The following is a 20,643-nucleotide window of genomic DNA, read 5'->3' as shown; positions in this document are numbered from 1 at the left end:
CGCGTTGTACGCAAGGTCGCTTCGGCGCGGGAAGGCACGTCAAGACCGCCCGGTCTCGCGGGCCTTCGTGTCGCCGGTACAGCAGGTTTCGGAGTGGCGCCGCGGCTCTCAGGCTCAGGGCCGAGCAGTCGGCCCAGTCCTGCGGAGGCCGACTGCCCTGGGTTGTTGCGGCCGGGGCCGCGCCGGCGCATCGTCGATCGGCCGACGCTGCGGGGGCATCGGCCGATCGGTGGTTTCGCAATCTGCGTCCCGGGAGGCTGGGCGCGGATCATCGCCGCGGCCCGGCGCCGGCCCGTGTCCTCATCCGTTGTCGAAGGGGGGCCACGGCGTTCGGTGCCCTGGCTCGACCCGGCGCGAGGCAGTCGATCCGCGAAGCGTTACGGCAACGAACCCGGACCGGGACGTCGCCGGCCCGATCGGCTCGGGAGAGCCCGGTCGGCGGACGGCCCGCCCAAGAAGCCTTTACGCTCTGTCCTCATCGGTTGCCGCAGTCTCGATCCGGCGGAGCTCCACCACCGGGATCACCCGCGACGTTCCGGCCTGATAGACCGCGAAGGCCGGATCGCGGTCGCACTGGGCCGCGAAGAGGCGGTCGCGTTCGGCGCCCGCAAGGGGTATCGCCTCTGCGGCGTAGGTCTCGACGACGGCACGCCCCGCGTCGTCGATGCCCACCTCGACGGCGACCTGTGGCCGCGCGAGCAGATTGTGATACCAGTCGGGATGGTTTGGACCGCCCGCGTTCGACGCGAAGATCAAGGTCCGGTCGCCATCGGATGCCCGTACCACGGGGTTGGTGCGCGGGCGGCCGGTGCGCGCGCCGACCGTGGTGAGCAGGACGAGAGACGCGCCCTCGAACATTCCGCCCACCCGACCACCGTTGGCGCGGAACTCCGCGATGACGTGTGCGTTGAAATCCGCTGGTCCCGGGTGTTGCTCCGACATGGGATGCCTCTCGGCTAGCATCGACAGGAGAAAGCCTTTGCTTTGCAAGCAAAGACATTGAGAAACTACGGAGCGCGGTGACGGATGTCAAGGAATCGATCGAGCCCCCGACGCGCCCGGACCGGCGGCCTCGCCCGCAGGGGCCTGACGGGGCGCGCGTCGGGTCGATCAACCTCGGTACGAGGACGGTCTCTCGCTCCCGGGCCAAAGCTCCACCCGCTGGGTGAAGTTGAGCAGGACCTTGACCGGCGGCGTGCGGTCGCGGTTCACCGTGAGCCTGCCGAAAACCGCCGGAGGAACCTCTGGGGTGAGGGTGACGGATCCTCCCGGGGCGAGCCGGACGTCCCACTCCCAGGCACCCGACTCGAACGGGGGTGTCCGCCCCGGCCGTACGGTGCAGGCTGAGCGTGGTGACCACGCCGGCGGTCCAGGCGAAGTCCACGGTGAACCCGCCGCGTACCCCAACGCCCTCGACACTGCCGGACGCCTGCCAGGCGGCGGGAACGGCCGGCAGGAGTTCGACGAGACCGGGCCGCGCGGAACGCGAGGATGCAGCCGTTGGTACTGGTGAAGCCGACCTTTCCGGCCACGGCTCCGATCATCATGGATCTGCGAATGGACGAGGTGGCCGACGTCATCCGGGCCGCAGCTCGCCCCGAGTTCCACTGCCTGCCGGTCGAGGACCGCCGCCCCCACCACCGCCGCATGAAGCGCGAGCCGCCGTCTTGAAAACAAACCGACCGCGTGGACACGCGGCAGACGGTCGCGGCAGCAGCCGCCGACCGTGCACGACGCAGCTGGGACGGCACGCTCACGGACTTTCTCGCCGCTCTCGATCCCGGAAGCGCCCACGACTGGGTGCGCGCGGCCCTCGGCGAGCCCACCGGTACGAACCGCTGACCTCCCGGCGTGCACCACCTACGGCATCGTCGACCCCGGCGGGCCGGACATCCGCCACCCTGACCGTCGAAGTCGATCTCCACGGACGCGAGTTCGCGAGCGGCTTCGGGCGCTCACGTCGACCGTGACACACCACCGGGGGTCGGCACGACGTCGCCCGCGCCGAGACCGGGCAAGGACGTTTCCCGAACCGACCCACGGATCAACGCCCGAGCCGGTCGCGCGCCGGTCGCGCATCGGCAACCTTCGCGTGCGCGCGGGCGAACGCGACCCGAGCGCGAAGAGGTGCCGTGGACGCGAGAGGCGATCCGGACGATACTGACCAGTGAATCCATACCGGGCCGATTCTCTTCAGGTCGACCACGGACCGTGGGGAACCGAGGCTGTGGTGTCCGTTCGACCGCGTGAGGAACTACTGGCGGCGGCGTTCGTGGATCTCGCGGACACGCTGGTGCGGGATTTCGACGTCATCAACTTTCTGCACACCCTCGCCGAGCACTGCGTCGAACTGCTGGACGTGGCGGCGGCCGGGGTCATGCTGGCCACGCCCGACGGCCGGGTCGTGGAAGCCGCCGCGTCCGATGAACGCACCCGCGGCCTGGAGTTGGCGAGCATCGAGTGGGACGAAGGGCCGTGCCGGGACTGCTGCCACACCGGCGCCCCGGTCTCCGACGTCGCGCTGGATACCCACAGGGCACGAGAACGATGGCCACGCTTCACCCCGCACGCGCTGGCCATGGGCTTCACCTCCGTGGTCGCCGCCCCGCTGCGCCTGCACGAGACCACGATCGGCGCCCTCAACCTCTTCCGGGACCGCTCCGGCCCACTCGATCAGGCGCAACTGCGCCTGGGACAGGCCCTGGCCGACACCGCCACCATCGGCGTGCTGCAACACCGGGCCGTACACGAGCAGATGACCGTGGCCACCCAATTGCAGGCCACCCTGGACAGCCGGATCGTGGTGGAGCAGGCCAACGGCTTCCTCGCCCACCACCGCGGCATCGGGGTCGACCAGGCGTTCCGGCTGCTGCGCGACCACGCCCACGCCCACGGCGTCCGACTCACCGACGTCGCCCGGGCGATCCTGGACGGCACCGCGGATCCGGCCGCCCTGCTCGGTCCCGGTGCCTGACACACCGCCGGGTGGTGCCACCGCCGCCAGGCAGCGGGATCCGCGATGACCTCGGTGCCACAGCGCGCGATGGCCCGATACCTGCTCGGCCAACAGGCCCGAGCGGGCCCCGGCCTGGGCCCGCTCCCCCTGCCCGAGTGCGCCGACTCCCTCGGCCTGGACGGACTGGCCTTCCTCCTCGCCCCCACCGGTCCACCCCCCGAACTCCTGCAATCCTGCGGCAACTTGACCGCGCCGCTGGAGGACCTGCAACTCACCCAGGGCCAAGGACCCAGCACCGACGCAGCCCGCGGCACACTCTTCCTCGCCGCCGAACTCTCCACGATCTCACCGACCCGCTGGCCCGGACTGCTCCCCGCCATCATGGACCTCGGCGTGCACGCGGTCTTCGCCTTCCCCCTACGAGTGGGAGTGATCGTCCTGGGCGTACTCACCGGCCACCGCGCCGCGTCCGGCCCGATGAACCCCGGTCAACTCACCGACGCGTTCGTCCTGGCCGGATCCCTGGGCTCTCTCCTGATCGGCGCCGCCGCGCACCCCGACGCCCCCACCGCGCTGCTCGCCGAGGGCCAGGGCCTGCACTTCGCCGAGGTCCACCAAGCCACCGGCATGGTCAGCGCACAACTGGGCATCACGCCCGCCCAAGCCCTGGTGCGACTGCGCGCGTACGCCTTCGGCCACGACACGCCCCTCTTGGAGACCGCCCGAGCCGTCCTCGACCGCCGACTGCGCTTCCACACCGAGGACGACGACGACACGAGAGCCGGCCGCCCCTGACCGCAGGAAGCCCTCCCGGCACGCCCGAAACCCCAAAGCCCCGCCGCGAACCTTCGGACCCGACTCGGATCCATCCCAAGAGGACGACATGACGCCCATCGAAACGACCCGAGACCCGACCACCTCGAACATCACCGCGCAACCGTCGGCCGCCGTGTCCGATCCGGAGCGACTCGCGGCGGTGACCGCGGGCGGCCTGCTCGACAGCCTGCCGGAGGAGTTCTTCGACGATCTCGCCCGCCTGGCCCTGACCATCACCGGCGCCCGCGCGGCGTTCCTCACCGTCGCCGACTCCGAGCGCGCGTTCTGGAAGAGCGCGATCGGCATCGACCCCGACGCCGCCGCCCGCGAGAACCGGCTCGCGGACAGCCCCTGCCACCTGTTGATCACCACCCGCGCACCCCTGATCGCCGAGGACGCCCGCTACGCGCCCCGCGTCGACGGCTTCGAGGTCCTGTCCGCGGCGCGGATCGGAGCCTGGGCGGGCTACCCCCTCTTCTCCACCGAAGGACACGTCCTCGGCGGCTTCTACGTCGTCGACACTCATCCGCGCCCCTTCACCACCGCCCAACTCCAGGCACTGCAGACCGTGGCCCGCGCGGCCTCCTCCGAGATCGCCCTGCGCCAGGCCCTGACCCGGGAACGCGACGCCGGCCGCGCCTCCGCCGCACTCGCCCGAACCCTCCAGGACAACCTCCTGCCACCACGCCTGCCCACCGTCACGGGCCTGGACGTCGCCGCGATATACCTGGCCGCCGACGTCACCGGCACCGATGTCGTCGGCGACTTCTACGACCTCTTCCACACCCGCGGCAACGACTGGTGCGCAGTCATGGGCGACGTCTGCGGCAAAGGCATCGAAGCCGCCAAGATCACCGCACTGGCCCACTACACGATCCGCACCGAGGCCACCCAACACCCCGCCCCCGCCAAGGTCCTGCACCGCCTGCACCAAGCCCTGGTCGAGCAACGCACCGACGACCGCTTCCTCAGCGCCGCCCTCGCCCTCCTGCGCCCGGGTCCCGACGGCATCAGCGGTCGTCTCTCCAGCGCGGGCCACCCGCCCCCGCTCATCCGCCGCGCCGACGGAGGCGTCGAGGAAGTCCACTGCCCCGGCACCCTCGTCGGCGCCTTCATCAACGACGTCCGCCTGACCGAGACCCGCTTCCGACTCGCCCACGGCGACGCGCTGCTCCTGTACACCGACGGCATCACCGAAGCCCGCGCCGGACGCGGACACCCCATGTTCGGCGAACAACGCCTCGCCGCAACCCTCGGCGCCACCCGTGGCCTGGACGCCACCGCGACGGTGAACCACCTCTCCCGCGCGGTCGCCGACCACGCCAGAGGCCACGCCTCCGACGACACCGCCCTCATGCTCCTCCGCGCCCCACCCCTGTGACGTGAACCGTCCCCCGCACGGTCCCGCACCACGTCGGACACATCGCGCGGCACCGGAGGTCGACACCGTGTCCGACAGGCATGGCCACGCGGGACGGCCGGATCGGGTGCGTGTACCGCGTCACCGTCGACCGCAACGGCTTTGGTGGCCGGTCTCATCGACGTCCCGCCCCGCGAGAATCGAGAAACTCACCATCACGGGAGGGGACCCCGCGCTCGACGAGTCGATGCTGCCGCCCGACCACCGACGCCGGGTGTCGCCACCGAGCTGATCGCCCACCTGCCCACGCGGTGCGACGGGGCGCGGCACAAGCGGACCGCCTGCCGCCGCCGATCGACATCCTGGTCGGATCGACGCCCAGCGCCGTCGCGTGCTCGCGCAGCCACAACCATGCCGCGATGGCGTCCTCCAGCGGGACGGGGTACGGGTATTCGGGCGCCAGTCGGTAGTCCGCGGAGACCACCACGCAGTCCGCGAGGGCGGCGAGGTTGCCGCATCCGGGGTCGAAGTGCTCGATGATTCCCAGCCACCAGGCGCCGCCGTGCCGGAACATGTGTGGCGGGCGGCCGCCGGCCGGGGCGTCGCCGAGCCGCCGAAATTTCGGGTGGTCGGCAGCCAGTGGTTCTGTCCATCCTGTCCGTATGGGAGACAGAGCCAACGTCATCGTGGTCCGTGAGAACGGCACGCACGAGCTGTACCGGACCGGCTGGGCGGTCGGGATCGACCTCGACCTGCTGGACGGGCCGGAGGCCGTACTCGCCCTGCTTCCCGAACTCCGCCGGGACGACCGGTGGTTGGACGACACCATGGCCCAAGGCGGGGTACTGCTCGACCTCGGCCGGAGGGTGCTGCTGTTCTTCGCCTGGGACGGACCGAGCACCGAACTCCGGCACCGCGCGGCCACCTTCGCACTGATCCGGGCGGCGTGGCAGGGCTGGGAGGTCGACTGGCTGTACGACGGCGCGGCCGAACTGCGCGGGTACGTCGGGCTGGATCCGGAGTACGTCCGCTGCCGCGAATCCGCCCTCTCCGTGGCCCCGTTCCTCACCCCCGAGGACGAGGACCCGGCCTGGCCGGACCCGGACGATGTGGTGGTCACGGTCGGCACCGACCACTGCCACATCGCCTCCGGCGTCTTCGACCACCCCGTCCGCGAGGGCACCTCCCTGTTCGACCGCCTGGCGGACGCCCCCGAGCACGGAGTGTGTCACCTGCGCGTGAACTCCGGCATCCACCTGGATCCGGCTCGCCGCCGCATGGGGTGGTGGTCCCTCTCTTCCTGCCCGCAGGCATACGAGGTACCGAAGCTGTGGCCGGGCTGGACGGTGGAGTTCTGGCAGGACGACTGGGAACGGCACGTGCGGGCCTGCGACGGCCGCTTCTCCCCGGCACCGTTCGACGCCGGGGCGGAGGCCGGGGCCACGGTGCTCGCCGCGGCGGAGGAGCGCCGGATGCAACGGGCCCGTCATCGCGCCCGGGTCGCTCACCCGCGGACCACACCGGCCCGTCCCCCGGCCGGCTGACCCCGCGTCAACAGCCGCGGGCGCGACGGGCCGACGGTATCGACCGACTGGTTTCGGTGGAATCCAGCGGTGTCCGTGGCCCGGCGGGATCGAGGAGATGCCGCAGTACGAGGTGAGGGCCCGTTCCACGCCGCACCGACGCGAACACACACCCGCCGCGAACTCCGCCCCGCCCGCAGGCCCGAATCCGCCGCATGTCCGCGCCTACAACATGCTCCCGTCGGGCACGTCGGACGACGCGTAACGAAGTCCTGCCAGGCGAGTGCGGCGCCTGTGACGGTCTCCGACCCACCGGTGAGCCAGCCGCACCGCGGGAGGGAACAGCTTGCGGATTGCCTGCTGTCGGTCGGGCGGCATGTCGTCGATGAGCCAGGCGCACAGCGCCACTCCGCTGGTGACTCCGAGGGGGTGGCGTTGGGCGGCGTCCAGGTCCGCCCACTCGCCTGCGGTGATGACGTTCGCGGCGAGCGGCAGGACGACTGCCTGCTCGTAGTCGAGGTAACCCGTCAGTGCCGTGTCCAGGTCGGCCATGTATTCGGCCGTGCGGCTCGCCGGCCCACGACCGGTCAGGCAGTCGTCGACGGTCGCCGCGAGCAGGGTGATACGGCGACGCCGGCGCTCCATTTCGGCGGCGACGAGCTCGTGGTGGGGGCCGGGAAGCTGCCGCTTGCGAAGAACGGGCCAGAGCACGGCGGCATCGGCGTCGAGAGTGGTGGTCAGGTGGCGCAGGAACCTGTTCCAGCCCGGCGAGACCACCGGAGGACACATGAGCGACCGGATGACGAGACGGTGCAGGTCTCGGCGCAGCGCGTCGTGCACGGCCCGGATCAGCAGCAGGTCGGAATTCGGACGGTGGGCGGGCACATCGTCGCGTGTACGGGCGAGCTGTGGCGTCGGGCGCATGCGGGTTTCTCCCGGTTCCGGGGTCACTGGTCGGACCCGGACCCGTGCCCGGCGGAAATCTCTCCGTGGCCGTGCGGCGCACCGACTCCGGCCAGGCCCTGCGCGGCTGATGGCTTGCGGATCTGATCCGCGAAGTACCAGTGGGACAGGCGCGCGCGCAGCCGCTGGGTCGGTTTCGCCCGGCGGATCACGCCGTTCTCGTCCGCGGGCGGATCGAGTTCGATGGGCTCGTACTGTTCGTGGGCGGTGAGGACGTGTCGCGCTGCGGCGTCCAGCGGCTCGTGGATCTCGATGAACTCGCCGTGCGGGAGCTTCTTGATGACACCGGTCTCGCGTCCGTGCAGGACCTTGTCGCGGTCGCGGCGTTGCAGGCCCTTGCACCAGCGAACGGTGACGTTGTACGTGAGCACCGGTGCGACGAAGAAGGCGATCCGTCCCGTCCAGGTGATCGTGTTGATAGACAGATGGAAGTGTGTGGCGATGATGTCGTTGCTGCCGCACACCCACAGCACGCCATAGGCGGCGATCCAGGCGGCGCCGAGCCCGGTACGGACCGGCATGTTCCGCGGCCGGTCCAACAGATGGTGTTCACGTTTGTCGCCGGTGATCCACGCTTCGATCCAGGGGTACGCACCCAGGAGGACGAAGAGCACGCCGGGGACGATGACGGCGGGAATCAGGATGTTGAAACTGACCGTGTGGCCCCACGCGGTCCATTCCCAGTTCGGCATGATGCGCAGGGCGCCCTCGAGGAACCCGATGTACCAGTCGGGTTGGGATCCCGCGGTGATCTGCCCCGGGTTGTACGGCCCGTACGACCAGATGGGGTTGATCTGGACCAGGCCGCCGAGCAGCGCCATGACGCCGAAGACGATGAAGAAGAAGCCGCCTGCCTTGGCGACGTAGACCGGCACGAACGGCTGCCCCACGACGTTGCCTTCGGTACGTCCGGGACCGGGGAACTGGGTGTGCTTGTGGTAGAAGACGAGGATGAGGTGGATGGTCACCAGCGCCACCATGAGGGCGGGCACCAGCAGCACGTGCAACGTGAACAGCCGTGGGATGGCGTCGTCGCCGGGGAACTCACCGCCGAAGAGGAAGAACTGGAGATAGGTGCCGACCACGGGGATCGCCAGAACGACGCCGTCCGCGACGCGCAGTCCCGTACCGGAGAGCAGATCGTCCGGCAGCGAGTAGCCGGCGAAGCCGTTGAGCATCGCCAGCACCAGCAGGAGGAAGCCGAACAGCCAGTTGACGTCGCGCGGTTTGCGGAACGAACCGGTGAAGAAGTGCCGGAACATGTGCACGAACAACGCCGCGATGAAGACCAGCGCGGCCCAGTGATGGATCTGACGGACCATCAGGCCGCCGCGGACGTCGAAGCTGATGTCCAGGGTCGAGGCGTACGCCTGCGACATGTGCACGCCCTGCAACGGCATGTAGGAGCCGTCGTAGACGACCTCCTGCGCGCTCGGCTGGAAGAAGAACGTCAGGAACACGCCGGACAACAGCAACGTGACGAAGCTGTAGAGCGCGACCTCCCCCAGCATGAAGGACCAGTGGTCCGGGAAGACTTTTCGGATGTACTTGCCGCCGCCGCGGTACAGACCCAGTCTCGCGTCGAGGGCGTCGGCGGCGCGCACGGCCCTGTTGTCCGGAATGGAACCGTGGGCGGCTTCGCCGTTCTTGCCGACGTTGATCGTCGATTTTTCGGCACTCATGCGAGGTCTACCTCTCCCGTCTCCCGCGCTCTCGGGACATGACGTCGTCCTCCCTCGTGCGTCGCGCGCGATGTGGATCTTTCGCCCGCGCCTTGCTGCCCCTTGAGACACCGCCGTTCCGGTGCCTGTGACAGCGCCGTCGTGTGACGTGCGCCACCGATCGTGGATTCGGAGGCAGGGAAGGGACGCGCGGCCCGCGCCCGCGGCGCAAGAGGGACACGGAGTGGTCCGTCGTCGACGCGATGCAGCCCGGCGGAGTCGGGCCGGACGGCCGCGCGGTGCGCAAGCGGTCGCGTTGAGTGACCGCGCCGTCGGGTGATTCGCCCGACGGTCGCGGCGGACGAGATGTCGGTGAGCCGGGTCCGGTCTCGCCGATGTGCCAGGGGAGTTGCGCCGCGGGTCCCGAAGCCGCACGATGCCGGCCGCGCTCAAGCGTCGGCCACAGAACCTCGGTTCAGGGAACAGGCCCCTCCACCTGGCGCCGCCGAACCACGCGTGCGAACGCGTCGGGGCGTCGGTGGACGGGGTACGAGACGCGCGACGTCGCGGTGGTCGGGTGGGATCCGGGCGGGTCTACTCCGAGACTTCGATGTACCGACCGTCCTCGCCGTTCAGGACGCTCCGCTCGTGGTGTTCCACGGGGTCGGTCCAAACCGTGCGTTCCCGGGGATCGGACAGGTCGACCGCGACGCCCGCGGGTTCCAGGTGCTCGCTCAGCCGTTGTTGCATGGTGTCGCCGATGTAGTGGTGGCGTAGGGACAGTGACCGCAGGTGGGTGAGGGGTTGTCCGTCGAGCAGGGCCTGGACGCCGGTGTCGTCGAGAGTTCCCATCGACAGGTCGAGGGAGGTCAGTCGAGCGAGTACGGGCGCGCCGGCGACGGCGGCGGCGATGTCGTTCTGGGTCGGGCTGTTCATCAGGCCCAGGTGCCGCAGTCCGCACACCGCTGCCGGCCGCGCACACTAACCGGCCGCCCCGACAACGCACCCGACACACGGACCCGACGCGATGCCGGGCTCGGACCCGGCCTCCCCGTCGGCGCACGCACCCCACCCGGACTCCGCGCACTCGCCACCCGCTGCGCCATCCGCCGAACCGCGGCACGAAGCGGACGTCCGTCGGACGAATCCTCCCTCGCCTCATGGAGCCTGGCCCGCTCGGTGGTCGAGCGGTCGGGCGGCTTCGACACCGAACCCGCCGACATCGAGGCGGTCGCCGCCCACGCCGGTGGCAACCACATGTCGTTGGTGGAGCGGTTCTTCCGGGCCGACCGACCGACCATGCCCACACTCGCAACCGGAGGGCCGCCGCGGCGACGGGACACCTCGCCGGATGTACATCGCCCCCTCCGGCCGCTCGGACGTCGGCCTTCTATGGCAGCAGGGTGGGCATCCGCTCCCCGAGCACTACGACGCCGACCACCTCCTCGGCCGAGCAACGGCCCACCCACACGGGGTACGCGCCGTCCCCGGTCCGTGAACACGCGGCCGGTCGGTGACATCGCCGCGAGCAACGGGAACCACGGCACGGGCATAGGACCGTGACCGTGACCGCCCGGCGGATGGGCACGCCCGCGCATCGGCATGGAGCATGGCGGTATGCCTGTGCCGAGAGCGCCGGTCGGCCGGGAAGGGCTCGTGCTCAGGCTGCCTGGAGCAGTTCTTCGGTCAGGATGCGGCGGTACGCGGCGAGTCGGCCGGGACGGCCGACCGTCACCGCGCCGACGAGGTGCCCCGCGCGGTGGTACGTGACCTCCAGCTTGCGGCCGAGGAGGTCGTACCGAGCGACTCGGTGCTCGTCGGCGAGGGCCGGCAGGCCGACGGCGCGCAGCGTGGACCCGTGCAGGTCGGACCAGAAGGACGGCACCGCGGTGAACGGCCGGGCGTCGTCGCGGCGGAGCAGGGTGCGCGCGGCCGCCGCGGCTTGTTCGGCGGCGTTGCTCCAGTGGCCGAGCGCGATCGACGCGCCGTCGGCGAGTGGGTGCGGCCACATCGCGACGTCGCCCGCCGCGACCACGTTCGGCAGCGACGCACCGTTTTCGTGCAGCACCCGCAGGCACGGGTCGCATGCCAAGCCCCCGGCCACCAGCAGGCCCGATCCGGCGAGCCACCCGGTGTTGGGCTCGGCGCCCAGGGCGAGGACGGCGAGGTCGCCGTCGATGGTGTCGCCGTCCGAGAGGACGACCTGGGTCAGGGCGGGATTCCCGGTGAAGCCCAGCGCGGTCCGATGGGTCACCAGGGCGATTCCGGCGCCTCGGTGCAACTCGGCAACGTAGGCGCCGACCTGCTCCCCCACCAGGCGGGCCAACGGCTGGGCGGTCGACACCACCAGGGTGACGTCGAGCCCGCGACCGCGGGCGGCCGCGGCGATCTCGCTGCCCAGGAAGCCGCCGCCGACCACGGTGATCCGCCGGCCCGCACGCAGTTCGGTCCGCAGTGCCGCCGCGTCGTCGCGCCCGCGCAGGATGTGGACCCCGTCGGGGACGTGGCCGGCCGGATGGGTCCGAGCGGCGGCACCGGTGGCGATGACCAGTCCGTCGTAGTCGAGTTCGCGGCCGTCGGCCAGTCGGACCGTGCGGCCCACCGGATCGAGGGCCTCGGCCGGGGTGCCGAGCAGCCAGGTCGCGTCGAGGTCGGGCGGGATCGGCAGGTCGCCGTCCTCGGGCCGCGCCGCATCGGTCAGTTGCCGCTTGGACAACGGCGGCCGGTCGTAGGGGAGATGGGGCTCGGCGCCGACAAGGGTCAGAGTGCCGCGAAACCCTTCGGCGCGCAGCGCCTGTGCGGCGCGCAGGCCCGCCAGTGACGCGCCCACGATCACGATGCGCCTCATGCGCTGTCCTCGGCGATGGTGATGGCGCGGACCGGGCACATCGAGGCGGCGGTGCGGACGTGCTCGGCCAGGGCGGCGGGGGGTTCCGCGTCGTAGACGAGATAGTCGTCGTCGTCGAAGGCGAACACGTCCGGTGCGGCGAAGACGCATTGGCCATGGCTCTCGCACACCGTCATGTCCACGGTGATACGCATGGGCGAACTCCCTTACAGGGTCAGGCGACAGGGGGATTGAAACGCGAGTACTCCGGGGCGCTCCAGCGCAGCCGCACGGCATCGGCGATCTCGACCACGTCGTGCACGGTGAACTCGACGAGGCGCTGGGCGCCCGGGACGGCGGCGATCTCGTCCGTGTCCCAGACGGTGCGTGCCGTACCGGACAGGTGCAGCGACGAACCGTTGTCCCAGCCGGGGACGAACAGGCCGGCGGCCGGGTGGGATTCGAGGTTGCCGAGCGTGAGGAACATGGCGTTGCCGAGGTAGTCGGGCCAGCGCAGCAGGGTCGGCGACAGTACTTGGACGAAACCCGGATTCCCGCCGCGGTGCGAGGCGTCCGCGTTGCCGGACCCGTCGGACGTGGCGACGAAGAAGGTGTCGGTGGCGCGGACGATGTCCTGCTGCCCGGTGGTGAGCGCGGTGCCCCGGCGGACCGCACGCGCGCGTGTCGCGCCGCCGGGGGTGTCGACGATTCGGGCGTCGCGCCTTTGGATGTATTTGGGACAGTTGGCGATGACCTGGTCCAAGTCGACCCTCAGCCCGCCGTCCGCCGGGGTGGAGTGCCCGTTGACCCGCATGCGACGGCGGGTCGCGGGCTCGATGGCGATCATGCCGACCCGAGCCGGGCCGGAGAGCAGTTCGGCCAGCGGGTCCTCGGGGATCGGCAGCGCGTCCACGATCAGGGTGCCCGGGTGGGGAACCCGCAGGAATCCCGGGGCGCCGGTCAGTTGCGTCGCCCAGATGCGTCCCTCGCGGTCCGTGCCGCCGACGATGATCACGGGTTGGTCGGCGAGGAACGCCGCGGCGACCGGTGGGATCGTGTCGCCGATTCCGGCCAGCGCGTGTGATGCCTGACGGGTCAGACCGGCGCGCTCTTGGACGGCGATCTCTCCGGGTTCGTAATGGGTTGCCACGGCGTTCCTCCCGAATCGGTGTTGCGGTTGGCTGTTGCGGCGCGACCGCCGCGCGGGTTTAGAAGAAGCCGCAGGTCGGCGCGCCCTCGGTGGGCGCGTCGGACGGGTCGGCGCCGGTCGGGGCGTAGATCTCCAGACGAATGCCGTCCGGGTCGGTGAAGAAGATGCCGCCCGACGTGCCGTTCTCGCCGTGCGGTACCACGCCGTCGTACGCGAACTGCGCGTCGAGGCCGCGCAGGATCTGCTCGACGGCCTTCACCTCGTCGATGGTCTCGACCTGGAACGACAGGTGGTGCAGGCCGGCCCGGTCGGCCGGGAACGCCCCCTCGCTCTGCTGCCACAGGGTGACCAGCAGCTTCCCGTCGCGGCCCAGGAAGGCGAACCGGCGGTCGGCCTCCTTGCCCTCGGCCGCGACGTCGAACCCGAACACGGCTTTGTAGAACGACACGGAACGGTCGAGGTCGGTGACGTTGAGGCCGACGTGGCCGGTCTGCAGTGCCTTGATGGTGCTCATCTCGTCCTTGCTCCTCGGATGGTGATGGGTGGAGGCGATCGGAAAGAGCCTACCTAATGCTCACAGCAGTCTCTACCCATTAGAATGGGAAATCTGTTCCCGGGGATGGCCGCCTACGGTGTGACGACGACGCGGCCTCGGGTCGCGGGGTGTTCGGCGGCCTCGTGGGCCTGGACGATGTCGTCGAGGGCGAAGCGCCGGACGTCGGGAAAGCACAGGTCCCCCGCGCACAGTGCGGCGGTGAGCTCCACCGCGGCGGCGTGGTTGGCGTGGTCCGGGAAATCGTCGTTGCCCAGGAAGTGCACGGTGACGTTCTTGACCGCAAGCAACCGGAACGGCACCGGGGCCGGGCTGCGGCCGCTCGCATAGGTCGCGATGGTCCCGCCGTACGCGAGCGTCTCCAACCACGTCGCGAGGTTGTCGGTGAACGCGCAATCGGCGACGCGGTGGACGCCGTCCGGCGCCAACTCGCGGATCCGTCGGGCGACCTGACCGGACGTCAGGTCGACGGCGTGATGCGCCCCCGCAGCCAACGCCCGGGCGACCTGGGCCCCCTGGCGCACCGCCGCGACCACCGTGGCCCCCGCGCGCCGGCCCACCGCGAGGGAGCTGCGGCCGACCGAGCCCAGCGCACCGGTGACCACGACCGTCTGCCCGGTCACCGTCCCGTCACCGAGGATCGCCCGGTGACCGGTGATGCCCGGCCTGCCCAACCCCGCCGCCTGGTCGAACGGGATCCCCGCCGGCAGCGGAACAGCCTGCTGGTCGGGCACAACGGTGTACTCGGCGGCGGTGCCGAACGGCCGGTAGGACTGCGCGAGGTAGACCCAGACGCGCTCCCCCAGCCGGCGCGCGTCGACACCCCGCCCCACCGCGTCGATGACTCCCGCGCCGTCGTCGTGGGGGACGACCCGGGGAAACCGCATGACCGACTTCGGCGTCCCCTGCCGCTTGCGGGTGTCGCACCGATGCACTGCGGAGACGGCGACCCGGACCCGGACCTCGCCCGGCGCGGGGAACGGTGTCGGCAACTCGCCGAGGATCAGGACATCGCGGGCCGGACCGTGGCGCTCGTACCAGGCCGCTCGCACAACGGCTCACCGCACGCCGGCCGTGCGGTGCGTGTCGGCGCGCGGGGCCGACGGCGGCGTCGAGTCGTACGACGTGCCGCGCAGGCTTTCGCAGCGCGCGAAGAGCTTCGCGATGCGCGTGGTGGGGTCGTTCACAACAGGGTTCCGTTTCGCTCGGGAAGCTACGCGGCACGTCCCGTCGGGCGGCACCGTTGCGGGCCGACCGCGGTTCGCCGCGGCTCGTTCTGTGACTCTTCGACCGTATGGTCGCCACCCCGACCGGAGGAGGGACCCGGCATGCCACCGAAGGGACGGCACATGCCAACGAGACGGCCACCATCGACGCGGGACCGATCGTGATCTAGCCTCGGACACTGTGCTCAACGGAACCGTCTCCGCCCGCATGGGGCGCTTCATGGTCGACGCCGCGCGCCAGGCGGGGATGGATCCGGCCAGGCTGATACGACTACCCGACGTCGGCGACACCGTCCTGGCCGACGAGTTCGCTCGGGTGTCCACACCCACCGCACTCCTGCTGTGGGAACAGATCGTCCTCGGACGCCCCGCGGTGCACGCCGGCATGCACGCCGTGCAACTGGCCCCGATGGGTACCTTCGGTGTGTGGGACTACCTGTTCACATCCGGCGCGACACTCGCGGAATCGCTTCGCACCGGCTGCGGCTACGTCACGGTCATCGGGGATCCGGGCGCGGAGAAGCTGCACGTGACCGACGACGGCCGCCTGTTCACCGTGACGCACTCCACCGGCCCCGCCGAACCCGATGTGGTCGCCGCCGTCGAGCAGTTCGTCCTGCCGTTGATCAACCGCCGGGCAACCGAGGGGCTGCGGCGTCCCGTCGTCCCGGTGCGCGTCACCTTCCGACACCGACCGCCGAACACGCTCGGGCCGCTGACCGATCTCCTGGGCACCCGGAACATCGAGTTCGGCGCCCAGGTCAACTCGATCACCTACCTCGCCGAGGACGCGCACGCCCCGATGCCGCAAACCCAGCCGGGCCTACAGGATGTCCTGTGCAGCCACGCGGACATGACCATCGCATCGGCCAAGCCGGTCCTCGGCTGGCACGGCACCTTCCGCACCACGCTCCGCGCGACCTTCCACGACCCCGACCTGTCCCTGGCCTCGGTCGCCCGGCGGATGGCACTCAGCCCGCGGACGCTGCAACGCCGACTCGGCGAGCTCGGCACCACGTGGCGCGACGAAGTGGAAGCGGTGCGCGAGGAACTCGCCATGGACCTCATCCGCGACAGCGACATCCCCATGCGAACGATCGCGGCCCGCGCGCGCTTCAGCGACGCGCGTGCCCTGCGCCGCGCCGTCCACCGCTGGCACGGCACCACCCCGGGCGACCTGCGGCGGCGTCACGAACACCCGGCGCGCCCGGGCCGCGAGGACGGATCCGCGGAACCGCCGACCGATCCGCCCCCGCCCGACCCACGCGCGTGATCCGCACCGGGCCCGCACCGGTGGCGGCGTCCAGCGCGTAGACGTCCTCGCGGCCGAATACGAAACGCTCTTCAACCCCGCAGCGCACGCTCACACCATCGGCCGGGTCCCCCGACTGTTCGACCACCACCTACCGCCCAAAGCGGAACCCGGCGCTAGGGTGCGAATTGCAGGCCCTGGACCGCCGTCACGTACCAGTCTCCCGGGGCTTGGGACTTCCTCCTGGCCACTGCCTGGCTGTTGGTGTCGAGGGTGTTGTACTGGGTGCCCCGCCACCCGGTGGTGAGGTCGGCCAAGGGAACGGCGCCGAAGAGTCGGCCGACGCCCGAGGCGTCGTAGGCCCGCGCGGAATAGAGTTCCTGGTCCTGCGGGACCTGCGCCTGGATGTTGGTGTTGCAGGCCCTCTCGACGAACTCGACGTCCTGGACCTCCTGGTAGACGCAGTGGGCGCCGTTCTGCTGGTCCAGCACGCGCGACCAGGCGTTGCCGACGGTCTTCATCTGTTGACGCACGACGTCCTGCCTGAGGTCGATGCCGGTCTCCTCGAAGAACTCGATCCGACCCGCGGTGATCACGTCGGCTGCGGTGACGGAGCCTCCGGGAATGACGAGTTGCCCCGAGCCGTTCAGAACGGTGGGCTGGGTGGGGTTGCCGCCGAAGCGGGACCCGTACACGTTCTTCCAGGCAACCAGGACCCGGTATTGCCTGGGGTTGGTGGTGGGGATGTCGTAGATCAGGTGGTAGGCGTACATGTCTTCACCTCTCACTCGGCGAGTTGCGGTCCTGGTGGCGCGGGCCCGTCTGCATGCGCCCGATCCGCTGCCGGCGCGACAGTCGGGGTCCGGCGTCCGCATCGTCGCGGTCCGAGCCGCAGGGGCGGATGGCTTGCCCGGAGCTGTCGCCCTCAGTCGTCCGTGTCTGTGACCAGGACCGCGTATCGCGCCGCGTCCTTGGCGTCGACGCCCTTCGGCAGGGTCGACGACGCGATGTCCATGTGCTGCTCGATGGTCTCGCCACCGCCGTTCTCGGCCGGGCGGGCCAGGGTGTAGGCGTCGGCGACCGGATCGGGCCGGTCCACATCGTACGAACCGTCGTCACGCCGGATCGCCCGGGCCGGCGGCCCCTGAAACGGTTCCGACCCCAGCACCGGCCTACCGTTGTCCCTCATCGCAAGCCCCCCGGCTCGATGGGTGCGTCTCGGTACGAAACAACCGATACGACGTCAAGCACGTTCACTCTAGGCACCCCACCCATAGCTCTGCAGCCGTATGGATACACGGGTGAGGTTTGGCGTAAATCCGTACGTTGCCACCCGAAGTGGCCGGATCTACCGCTATCCCTATGACCGAGCCTCACCCCCGATGATTGAGGGCCCCGGGGGCGGATGCCGGCGAGGCGGATGGACCCGGGGCGCGGGCCGGGTCGCGTGCACCGTGCCCGGCACGGTTGCCGACATCCGACCCGGACGCGGCCCGGCGCGTTCGTCGCCGAGCACCACGATCTGTTCGTCCACCATCGAGCGCGCGGTACCCACCCGACCAAGTCCGACATGACGCGATCATTCCCCGGCCCCCTGCCGAACCGGATCCTGCTCCGACTCCCGGGCTACGACGTCCCGTTCGGCCGCCCGGCGCCCGGTCGATCCGCCTCCGCCTCCCCACCGGACGAGCGGGCGGGCCGCGCCACGGTGCCGGGGGTCGGGGCCGGGGCTGCGGGTGGGGCTGGGGCTGGGGCTGGGGCTTCGAACCGGTAACTGCGCTCCACCCGAGCGACACGCACCTCGTAGGAGGCGTACCAGCGCTCTCGTCCCAGCCGCTGGGCGTGTCGGTGCTCAGCATTGTCACGCCAGGCTTTCAGCGACTCCTCGTCCGCGTAGTACACGAGGGTCAAGTCGCGACCGTCGGCGGTGCGGGCCGACTCCCGTCCCAGGTAGCCCGGTTGTTTCTCCGCGAGTTCGAGCATCCTCGCTTCGGATCGCGTGTAATTCTCCGAGTCCTCTCCGGACAGGACGGTGCTCAGAATTGCCACGTAATACGGTGGGGCCGGCCAACCGCTTCCCAGATTCTCGATGATGACGACTCTCCCAACTCACGTCGGTCCGCACGTTCCCGGCAGCAGGGGCCGAGCTTCGATATTTCATCGCGTCGGTGCGGCCAAGAATTCCCCAAGCCGAGGCCGGCCGGGAGGGACGCACCGGTCGGCAACGAGGTGATGACGGCTGCCGGGCACCAGGCCGGCGCTCAAGTCACCATGCCGAGGAAGGCACCGCGTCGCCGGCGGGAATCGGACCTCGTGTTCTGCCCGCGCGGTCGTGCGGTGTCGTCCCGCTCTTGTTCGTGAGCACCGGAAAGGTCACTGGCGGCCGTTCGGAGCGGACCCGATCACGGCGCAGGCTCACGCGGCACACCGTCCTCCCCGGCGACGTCGTGTCGAGAATGGCGTCCAGGGTTCGCCGGGAACTGAACTCAGGGTTCGGCTATGGCTCACCCTTGCGATGTCCGTCTCGGTGCATCCGGGATAGCCGCCGGCCGGAAGTGCCGCATGGGAGGTGGGTTCGTAAGAGTTCGGAAAGATGTGGAGGGCTCCGTCCGAGTCGGTTCCTCCGCTTGACTGTTCGGTGTCGCTGTCGGACTTCGAACGTCGGGGGATCAGCCATGACGCGAGTGTTGCGGGTGTTGGCCAAGCCGTGGGTGTCGGGGCTGTTGGTCGCGGGAGCGGTCGCGGTCGGGTTCGGGTTCTACTGGTTCCAGCCGTGGAAGTTGTGGGTGGACGACACGGTCGACGAGACGCTGCCGCCGGTCGCGGCGGCGCCGCCCGTTCAGGTCGGGCTGCCGGCGTCCTCGGCCGGATCGACCGACTCGACCGCATCGGCTCCGGTCACCTCCGCTGCCCCCGCCGGGCCGGGCACGCTCGCCACCGGTGAGTTCATCAGCCACGAACACGCCACATCGGGCAGTGCGCGGATCGTGCGCCTCGCCGACGGCTCGCGCATTTTGCGTCTGGAGGATCTCGACACCAGCAACGGACCGGCCCTGCGGGTGTGGCTGACCGACGCACCGGTCAAGCCGGGCAAGGACGGCTGGCGGGTGTTCGACGACAGCACCCATGTGAACCTCGGCGAACTCAAGGGCAACAAGGGCAACCAGAACTACACCCTGCCCGCCGACCTCGACCTTGCCCGCTACACGAGCGTCTCCATCTGGTGCGATCGGTTCGACGTCTCTTTCGGAGCGGCGGCACTGACCCCGCCGGCGTGACCGGTGCCCGGCGAGTTCCTCGGTACCTCACGCCGCGCGGCGCGCGCATCGTGTTCATGGGCCGGGGCACAGTCCTCCAGCGCTGGGCCGAAGCCCTCGGGGCCCTGCCGGTACGGGGGTTGCCGACCACCGGCCCGGCCATGGGCCCGGCAACCGTCCGTGCAGCCGGCAACGTCCCGGTCACCGCGTCGATGGCGCGGCCGTTCTCGCGCAGGGCGTTGAGGGTGGTGAACAGGGTTTGGTGGGCGGGGCGGTGCAGGTCGTGAGGGTTGATGCCGACGTAGTCGACGGTCGGGTGGGTGTCAGTCGTCTGCCTTGAGCCCGGACGGCTCCTGGGTGGAGGTGTAGTCCGCAACCAGGTTCGCGTCCGCTGCGTGGACGAGCAGGGTGCCGTCGGCGACCACGTTGGCGCACAAGTCCGGATCGTAGTGGTGGTCCGGCAGCAGGCGTGGGCGGCCGGCGGGGGTCGCAAGGCGGCGGGTCAGGAGCAGGGGCATGGCCATGGGCAACCTCCGGATGCGTCGGGTGGTGGTGGTGGTGCGAACTGCTGCGCGTTTCATGGAGACCGAGTCGGCTCGGCCTCGGAGGGGCGCGCGCGGTTCGCGCAGTCGGTGTGCGGGTTTCGCACTCGCCGCGACACCGGGTGTTCGGTGACCACAGTGGGGCCGGACACCGTCTGCGCGGCCGTTGTCGGGTGGGGTGTTTTGGGGAGAGTTATGGCTATGGTGAGGCCGCCGTGGTGGTTGGCGGTGGTGGTTATTCGGGCTGCGTGGGCGTGGACTATGGCTTGGACTATGGCTTGGACTATGGACAGGCCCAGGCCGGAGCCCTTGGCGGAGCCCGTGCGGTTGGGGCGGAAGCGGCGGAAGGGTTCGTAGAGTTCGGGGATGCGGTCGGCGGGGATGACCGGGCCGGTGTTGCGGACGCGGAGGGAGCCGGCCGAGACGCCGACCGTGACGAAGCCGCCCGGGTGGTTGTGACGTACCGCGTTCTCGACCAGGTTGGTGACCAACTGGCGCAGCAGCAGGGGGTCGCCGGAGACCACGCCGCCGGCCAGGTTCGCGTCGACTCGTACGCC

24 protein-coding genes and 1 pseudogene are annotated in these 20,643 nt (G+C 70.5%); 8 read left to right on the top strand and 17 right to left on the bottom strand.

The genetic code is table 11. The features are described from left to right. Positions 1 to 462: 462 nt before the first annotated feature. Entirely contained in the window at positions 463 to 990 is a 528-nt protein-coding gene (locus ACIRL2_RS27625; protein ID WP_402235365.1) for a nitroreductase family deazaflavin-dependent oxidoreductase, read from the bottom strand. Between the two features lie 325 nt (positions 991 to 1,315). Then, positions 1,316 to 1,459, bottom strand: a pseudogene (locus tag ACIRL2_RS27620) (glycoside hydrolase family 95-like protein); the annotation flags it as partial. Positions 1,460 to 1,491: 32 nt separating this feature from the next. Here ACIRL2_RS27620 and ACIRL2_RS27615 point away from each other — a divergent pair. From ACIRL2_RS27615 to ACIRL2_RS27595, 5 genes are all read left to right on the top strand, one after another. Further along, entirely contained in the window at positions 1,492 to 1,671 is a 180-nt protein-coding gene (locus tag ACIRL2_RS27615) for a hypothetical protein (RefSeq protein WP_402235363.1), read from the top strand. Positions 1,672 to 1,686: 15 nt separating this feature from the next. Further along, the gene (locus ACIRL2_RS27610; RefSeq protein ID WP_402235361.1) at positions 1,687 to 1,842 is read left to right on the top strand and encodes a hypothetical protein; all 156 of its coding nucleotides are present in this window, start codon (positions 1,687 to 1,689) and stop codon (positions 1,840 to 1,842) included. Positions 1,843 to 2,230: 388 nt separating this feature from the next. Further along, positions 2,231 to 2,974, top strand: a complete 744-nt coding sequence (locus tag ACIRL2_RS27605) for a GAF and ANTAR domain-containing protein (RefSeq protein WP_402235358.1) — start codon at positions 2,231 to 2,233, stop codon at positions 2,972 to 2,974. Between the two features lie 45 nt (positions 2,975 to 3,019). Then, positions 3,020 to 3,751 (top strand): ANTAR domain-containing protein, encoded by a 732-nt coding sequence (locus tag ACIRL2_RS27600; protein ID WP_402235355.1) that lies wholly within the window; start codon positions 3,020 to 3,022, stop codon positions 3,749 to 3,751. Positions 3,752 to 3,839: 88 nt separating this feature from the next. Continuing rightward, a complete protein-coding gene (locus ACIRL2_RS27595; RefSeq protein ID WP_402235352.1) occupies positions 3,840 to 5,153 on the top strand; it encodes a PP2C family protein-serine/threonine phosphatase in 1,314 nt (437 codons plus the stop codon). A 154-nt stretch (positions 5,154 to 5,307) separates the two neighbouring features. Here ACIRL2_RS27595 and ACIRL2_RS27590 read toward each other — a convergent pair whose 3' ends face one another. After that, complete coding sequence (locus ACIRL2_RS27590; protein WP_402235349.1) at positions 5,308 to 5,706, bottom strand: alpha/beta hydrolase fold domain-containing protein; 399 nt, start codon at positions 5,704 to 5,706, stop codon at positions 5,308 to 5,310. An 88-nt stretch (positions 5,707 to 5,794) separates the two neighbouring features. Between ACIRL2_RS27590 and ACIRL2_RS27585 the strand changes: the two genes are divergently transcribed. Beyond that, complete coding sequence (locus ACIRL2_RS27585; RefSeq protein WP_402235346.1) at positions 5,795 to 6,676, top strand: hypothetical protein; 882 nt, start codon at positions 5,795 to 5,797, stop codon at positions 6,674 to 6,676. 204 nt (positions 6,677 to 6,880) lie between these two features. Here the strand turns inward: ACIRL2_RS27585 and ACIRL2_RS27580 are convergent, their stop codons facing one another. From ACIRL2_RS27580 to ACIRL2_RS27540, 9 genes are all read right to left on the bottom strand, one after another. Beyond that, complete coding sequence (locus tag ACIRL2_RS27580; RefSeq protein ID WP_402235343.1) at positions 6,881 to 7,579, bottom strand: hypothetical protein; 699 nt, start codon at positions 7,577 to 7,579, stop codon at positions 6,881 to 6,883. 23 nt (positions 7,580 to 7,602) lie between these two features. Next, positions 7,603 to 9,300, bottom strand: coding sequence for a cytochrome bc complex cytochrome b subunit (locus ACIRL2_RS27575; protein ID WP_402235340.1), 1,698 nt, complete (start codon positions 9,298 to 9,300; stop codon positions 7,603 to 7,605). A gap of 573 nt (positions 9,301 to 9,873) precedes the next feature. Beyond that, complete coding sequence (locus tag ACIRL2_RS27570) at positions 9,874 to 10,215, bottom strand: hypothetical protein (RefSeq protein WP_395868843.1); 342 nt, start codon at positions 10,213 to 10,215, stop codon at positions 9,874 to 9,876. Between the two features lie 724 nt (positions 10,216 to 10,939). Then, a complete protein-coding gene (locus ACIRL2_RS27565; protein ID WP_402235337.1) occupies positions 10,940 to 12,127 on the bottom strand; it encodes an NAD(P)/FAD-dependent oxidoreductase in 1,188 nt (395 codons plus the stop codon). Continuing rightward, positions 12,124 to 12,321 (bottom strand): ferredoxin, encoded by a 198-nt coding sequence (locus ACIRL2_RS27560; RefSeq protein ID WP_395868847.1) that lies wholly within the window; start codon positions 12,319 to 12,321, stop codon positions 12,124 to 12,126. The genes ACIRL2_RS27565 and ACIRL2_RS27560 overlap by 4 nt, the downstream gene beginning before the upstream one ends. A gap of 20 nt (positions 12,322 to 12,341) precedes the next feature. Continuing rightward, complete coding sequence (locus tag ACIRL2_RS27555; protein ID WP_402235334.1) at positions 12,342 to 13,256, bottom strand: pyridoxamine 5'-phosphate oxidase family protein; 915 nt, start codon at positions 13,254 to 13,256, stop codon at positions 12,342 to 12,344. A 58-nt stretch (positions 13,257 to 13,314) separates the two neighbouring features. Next, entirely contained in the window at positions 13,315 to 13,770 is a 456-nt protein-coding gene (locus ACIRL2_RS27550) for a VOC family protein (protein WP_395868851.1), read from the bottom strand. A 113-nt stretch (positions 13,771 to 13,883) separates the two neighbouring features. Continuing rightward, on the bottom strand, positions 13,884 to 14,861 hold the full coding sequence (locus ACIRL2_RS27545) for a zinc-binding dehydrogenase (RefSeq protein WP_395868853.1): 978 nt from the start codon (positions 14,859 to 14,861) through the stop codon (positions 13,884 to 13,886). 6 nt (positions 14,862 to 14,867) lie between these two features. Then, positions 14,868 to 14,996, bottom strand: coding sequence for a hypothetical protein (locus ACIRL2_RS27540; RefSeq protein WP_395868855.1), 129 nt, complete (start codon positions 14,994 to 14,996; stop codon positions 14,868 to 14,870). Positions 14,997 to 15,216: 220 nt separating this feature from the next. Here ACIRL2_RS27540 and ACIRL2_RS27535 point away from each other — a divergent pair, with 220 nt between their 5' ends. After that, a complete protein-coding gene (locus ACIRL2_RS27535) occupies positions 15,217 to 16,308 on the top strand; it encodes an AraC family transcriptional regulator ligand-binding domain-containing protein (protein WP_402235330.1) in 1,092 nt (363 codons plus the stop codon). A gap of 155 nt (positions 16,309 to 16,463) precedes the next feature. Here ACIRL2_RS27535 and ACIRL2_RS27530 read toward each other — a convergent pair whose 3' ends face one another. From ACIRL2_RS27530 to ACIRL2_RS27520, 3 genes are all read right to left on the bottom strand, one after another. Continuing rightward, the gene (locus ACIRL2_RS27530) at positions 16,464 to 17,060 is read right to left on the bottom strand and encodes a hypothetical protein (protein ID WP_395868859.1); all 597 of its coding nucleotides are present in this window, start codon (positions 17,058 to 17,060) and stop codon (positions 16,464 to 16,466) included. Between the two features lie 152 nt (positions 17,061 to 17,212). Then, entirely contained in the window at positions 17,213 to 17,476 is a 264-nt protein-coding gene (locus ACIRL2_RS27525) for a hypothetical protein (protein ID WP_402235329.1), read from the bottom strand. Between the two features lie 437 nt (positions 17,477 to 17,913). Beyond that, a complete protein-coding gene (locus tag ACIRL2_RS27520; protein WP_402235326.1) occupies positions 17,914 to 18,336 on the bottom strand; it encodes an antibiotic biosynthesis monooxygenase family protein in 423 nt (140 codons plus the stop codon). 626 nt (positions 18,337 to 18,962) lie between these two features. On the opposite strand from ACIRL2_RS27520, the gene ACIRL2_RS27515 reads away from it, so the two are divergent. Continuing rightward, complete coding sequence (locus ACIRL2_RS27515) at positions 18,963 to 19,565, top strand: DM13 domain-containing protein (RefSeq protein WP_402235323.1); 603 nt, start codon at positions 18,963 to 18,965, stop codon at positions 19,563 to 19,565. A 302-nt stretch (positions 19,566 to 19,867) separates the two neighbouring features. Here the strand turns inward: ACIRL2_RS27515 and ACIRL2_RS27510 are convergent, their stop codons facing one another. Both ACIRL2_RS27510 and ACIRL2_RS27505 read right to left on the bottom strand, forming a co-directional pair. Next, on the bottom strand, positions 19,868 to 20,068 hold the full coding sequence (locus ACIRL2_RS27510) for a hypothetical protein (RefSeq protein WP_395868867.1): 201 nt from the start codon (positions 20,066 to 20,068) through the stop codon (positions 19,868 to 19,870). Positions 20,069 to 20,121: 53 nt separating this feature from the next. Beyond that, the coding region (locus ACIRL2_RS27505; RefSeq protein WP_402235320.1) for a sensor histidine kinase at positions 20,122 to 20,643 on the bottom strand (522 nt) is incomplete at its 5' end.

It is taken from the genome of Embleya sp. NPDC127516 (genome assembly GCF_044765325.1).
Lineage (GTDB): Bacteria > Actinomycetota > Actinomycetes > Streptomycetales > Streptomycetaceae > Embleya.
This window is presented reverse-complemented; position numbering and strand designations above follow the sequence as displayed.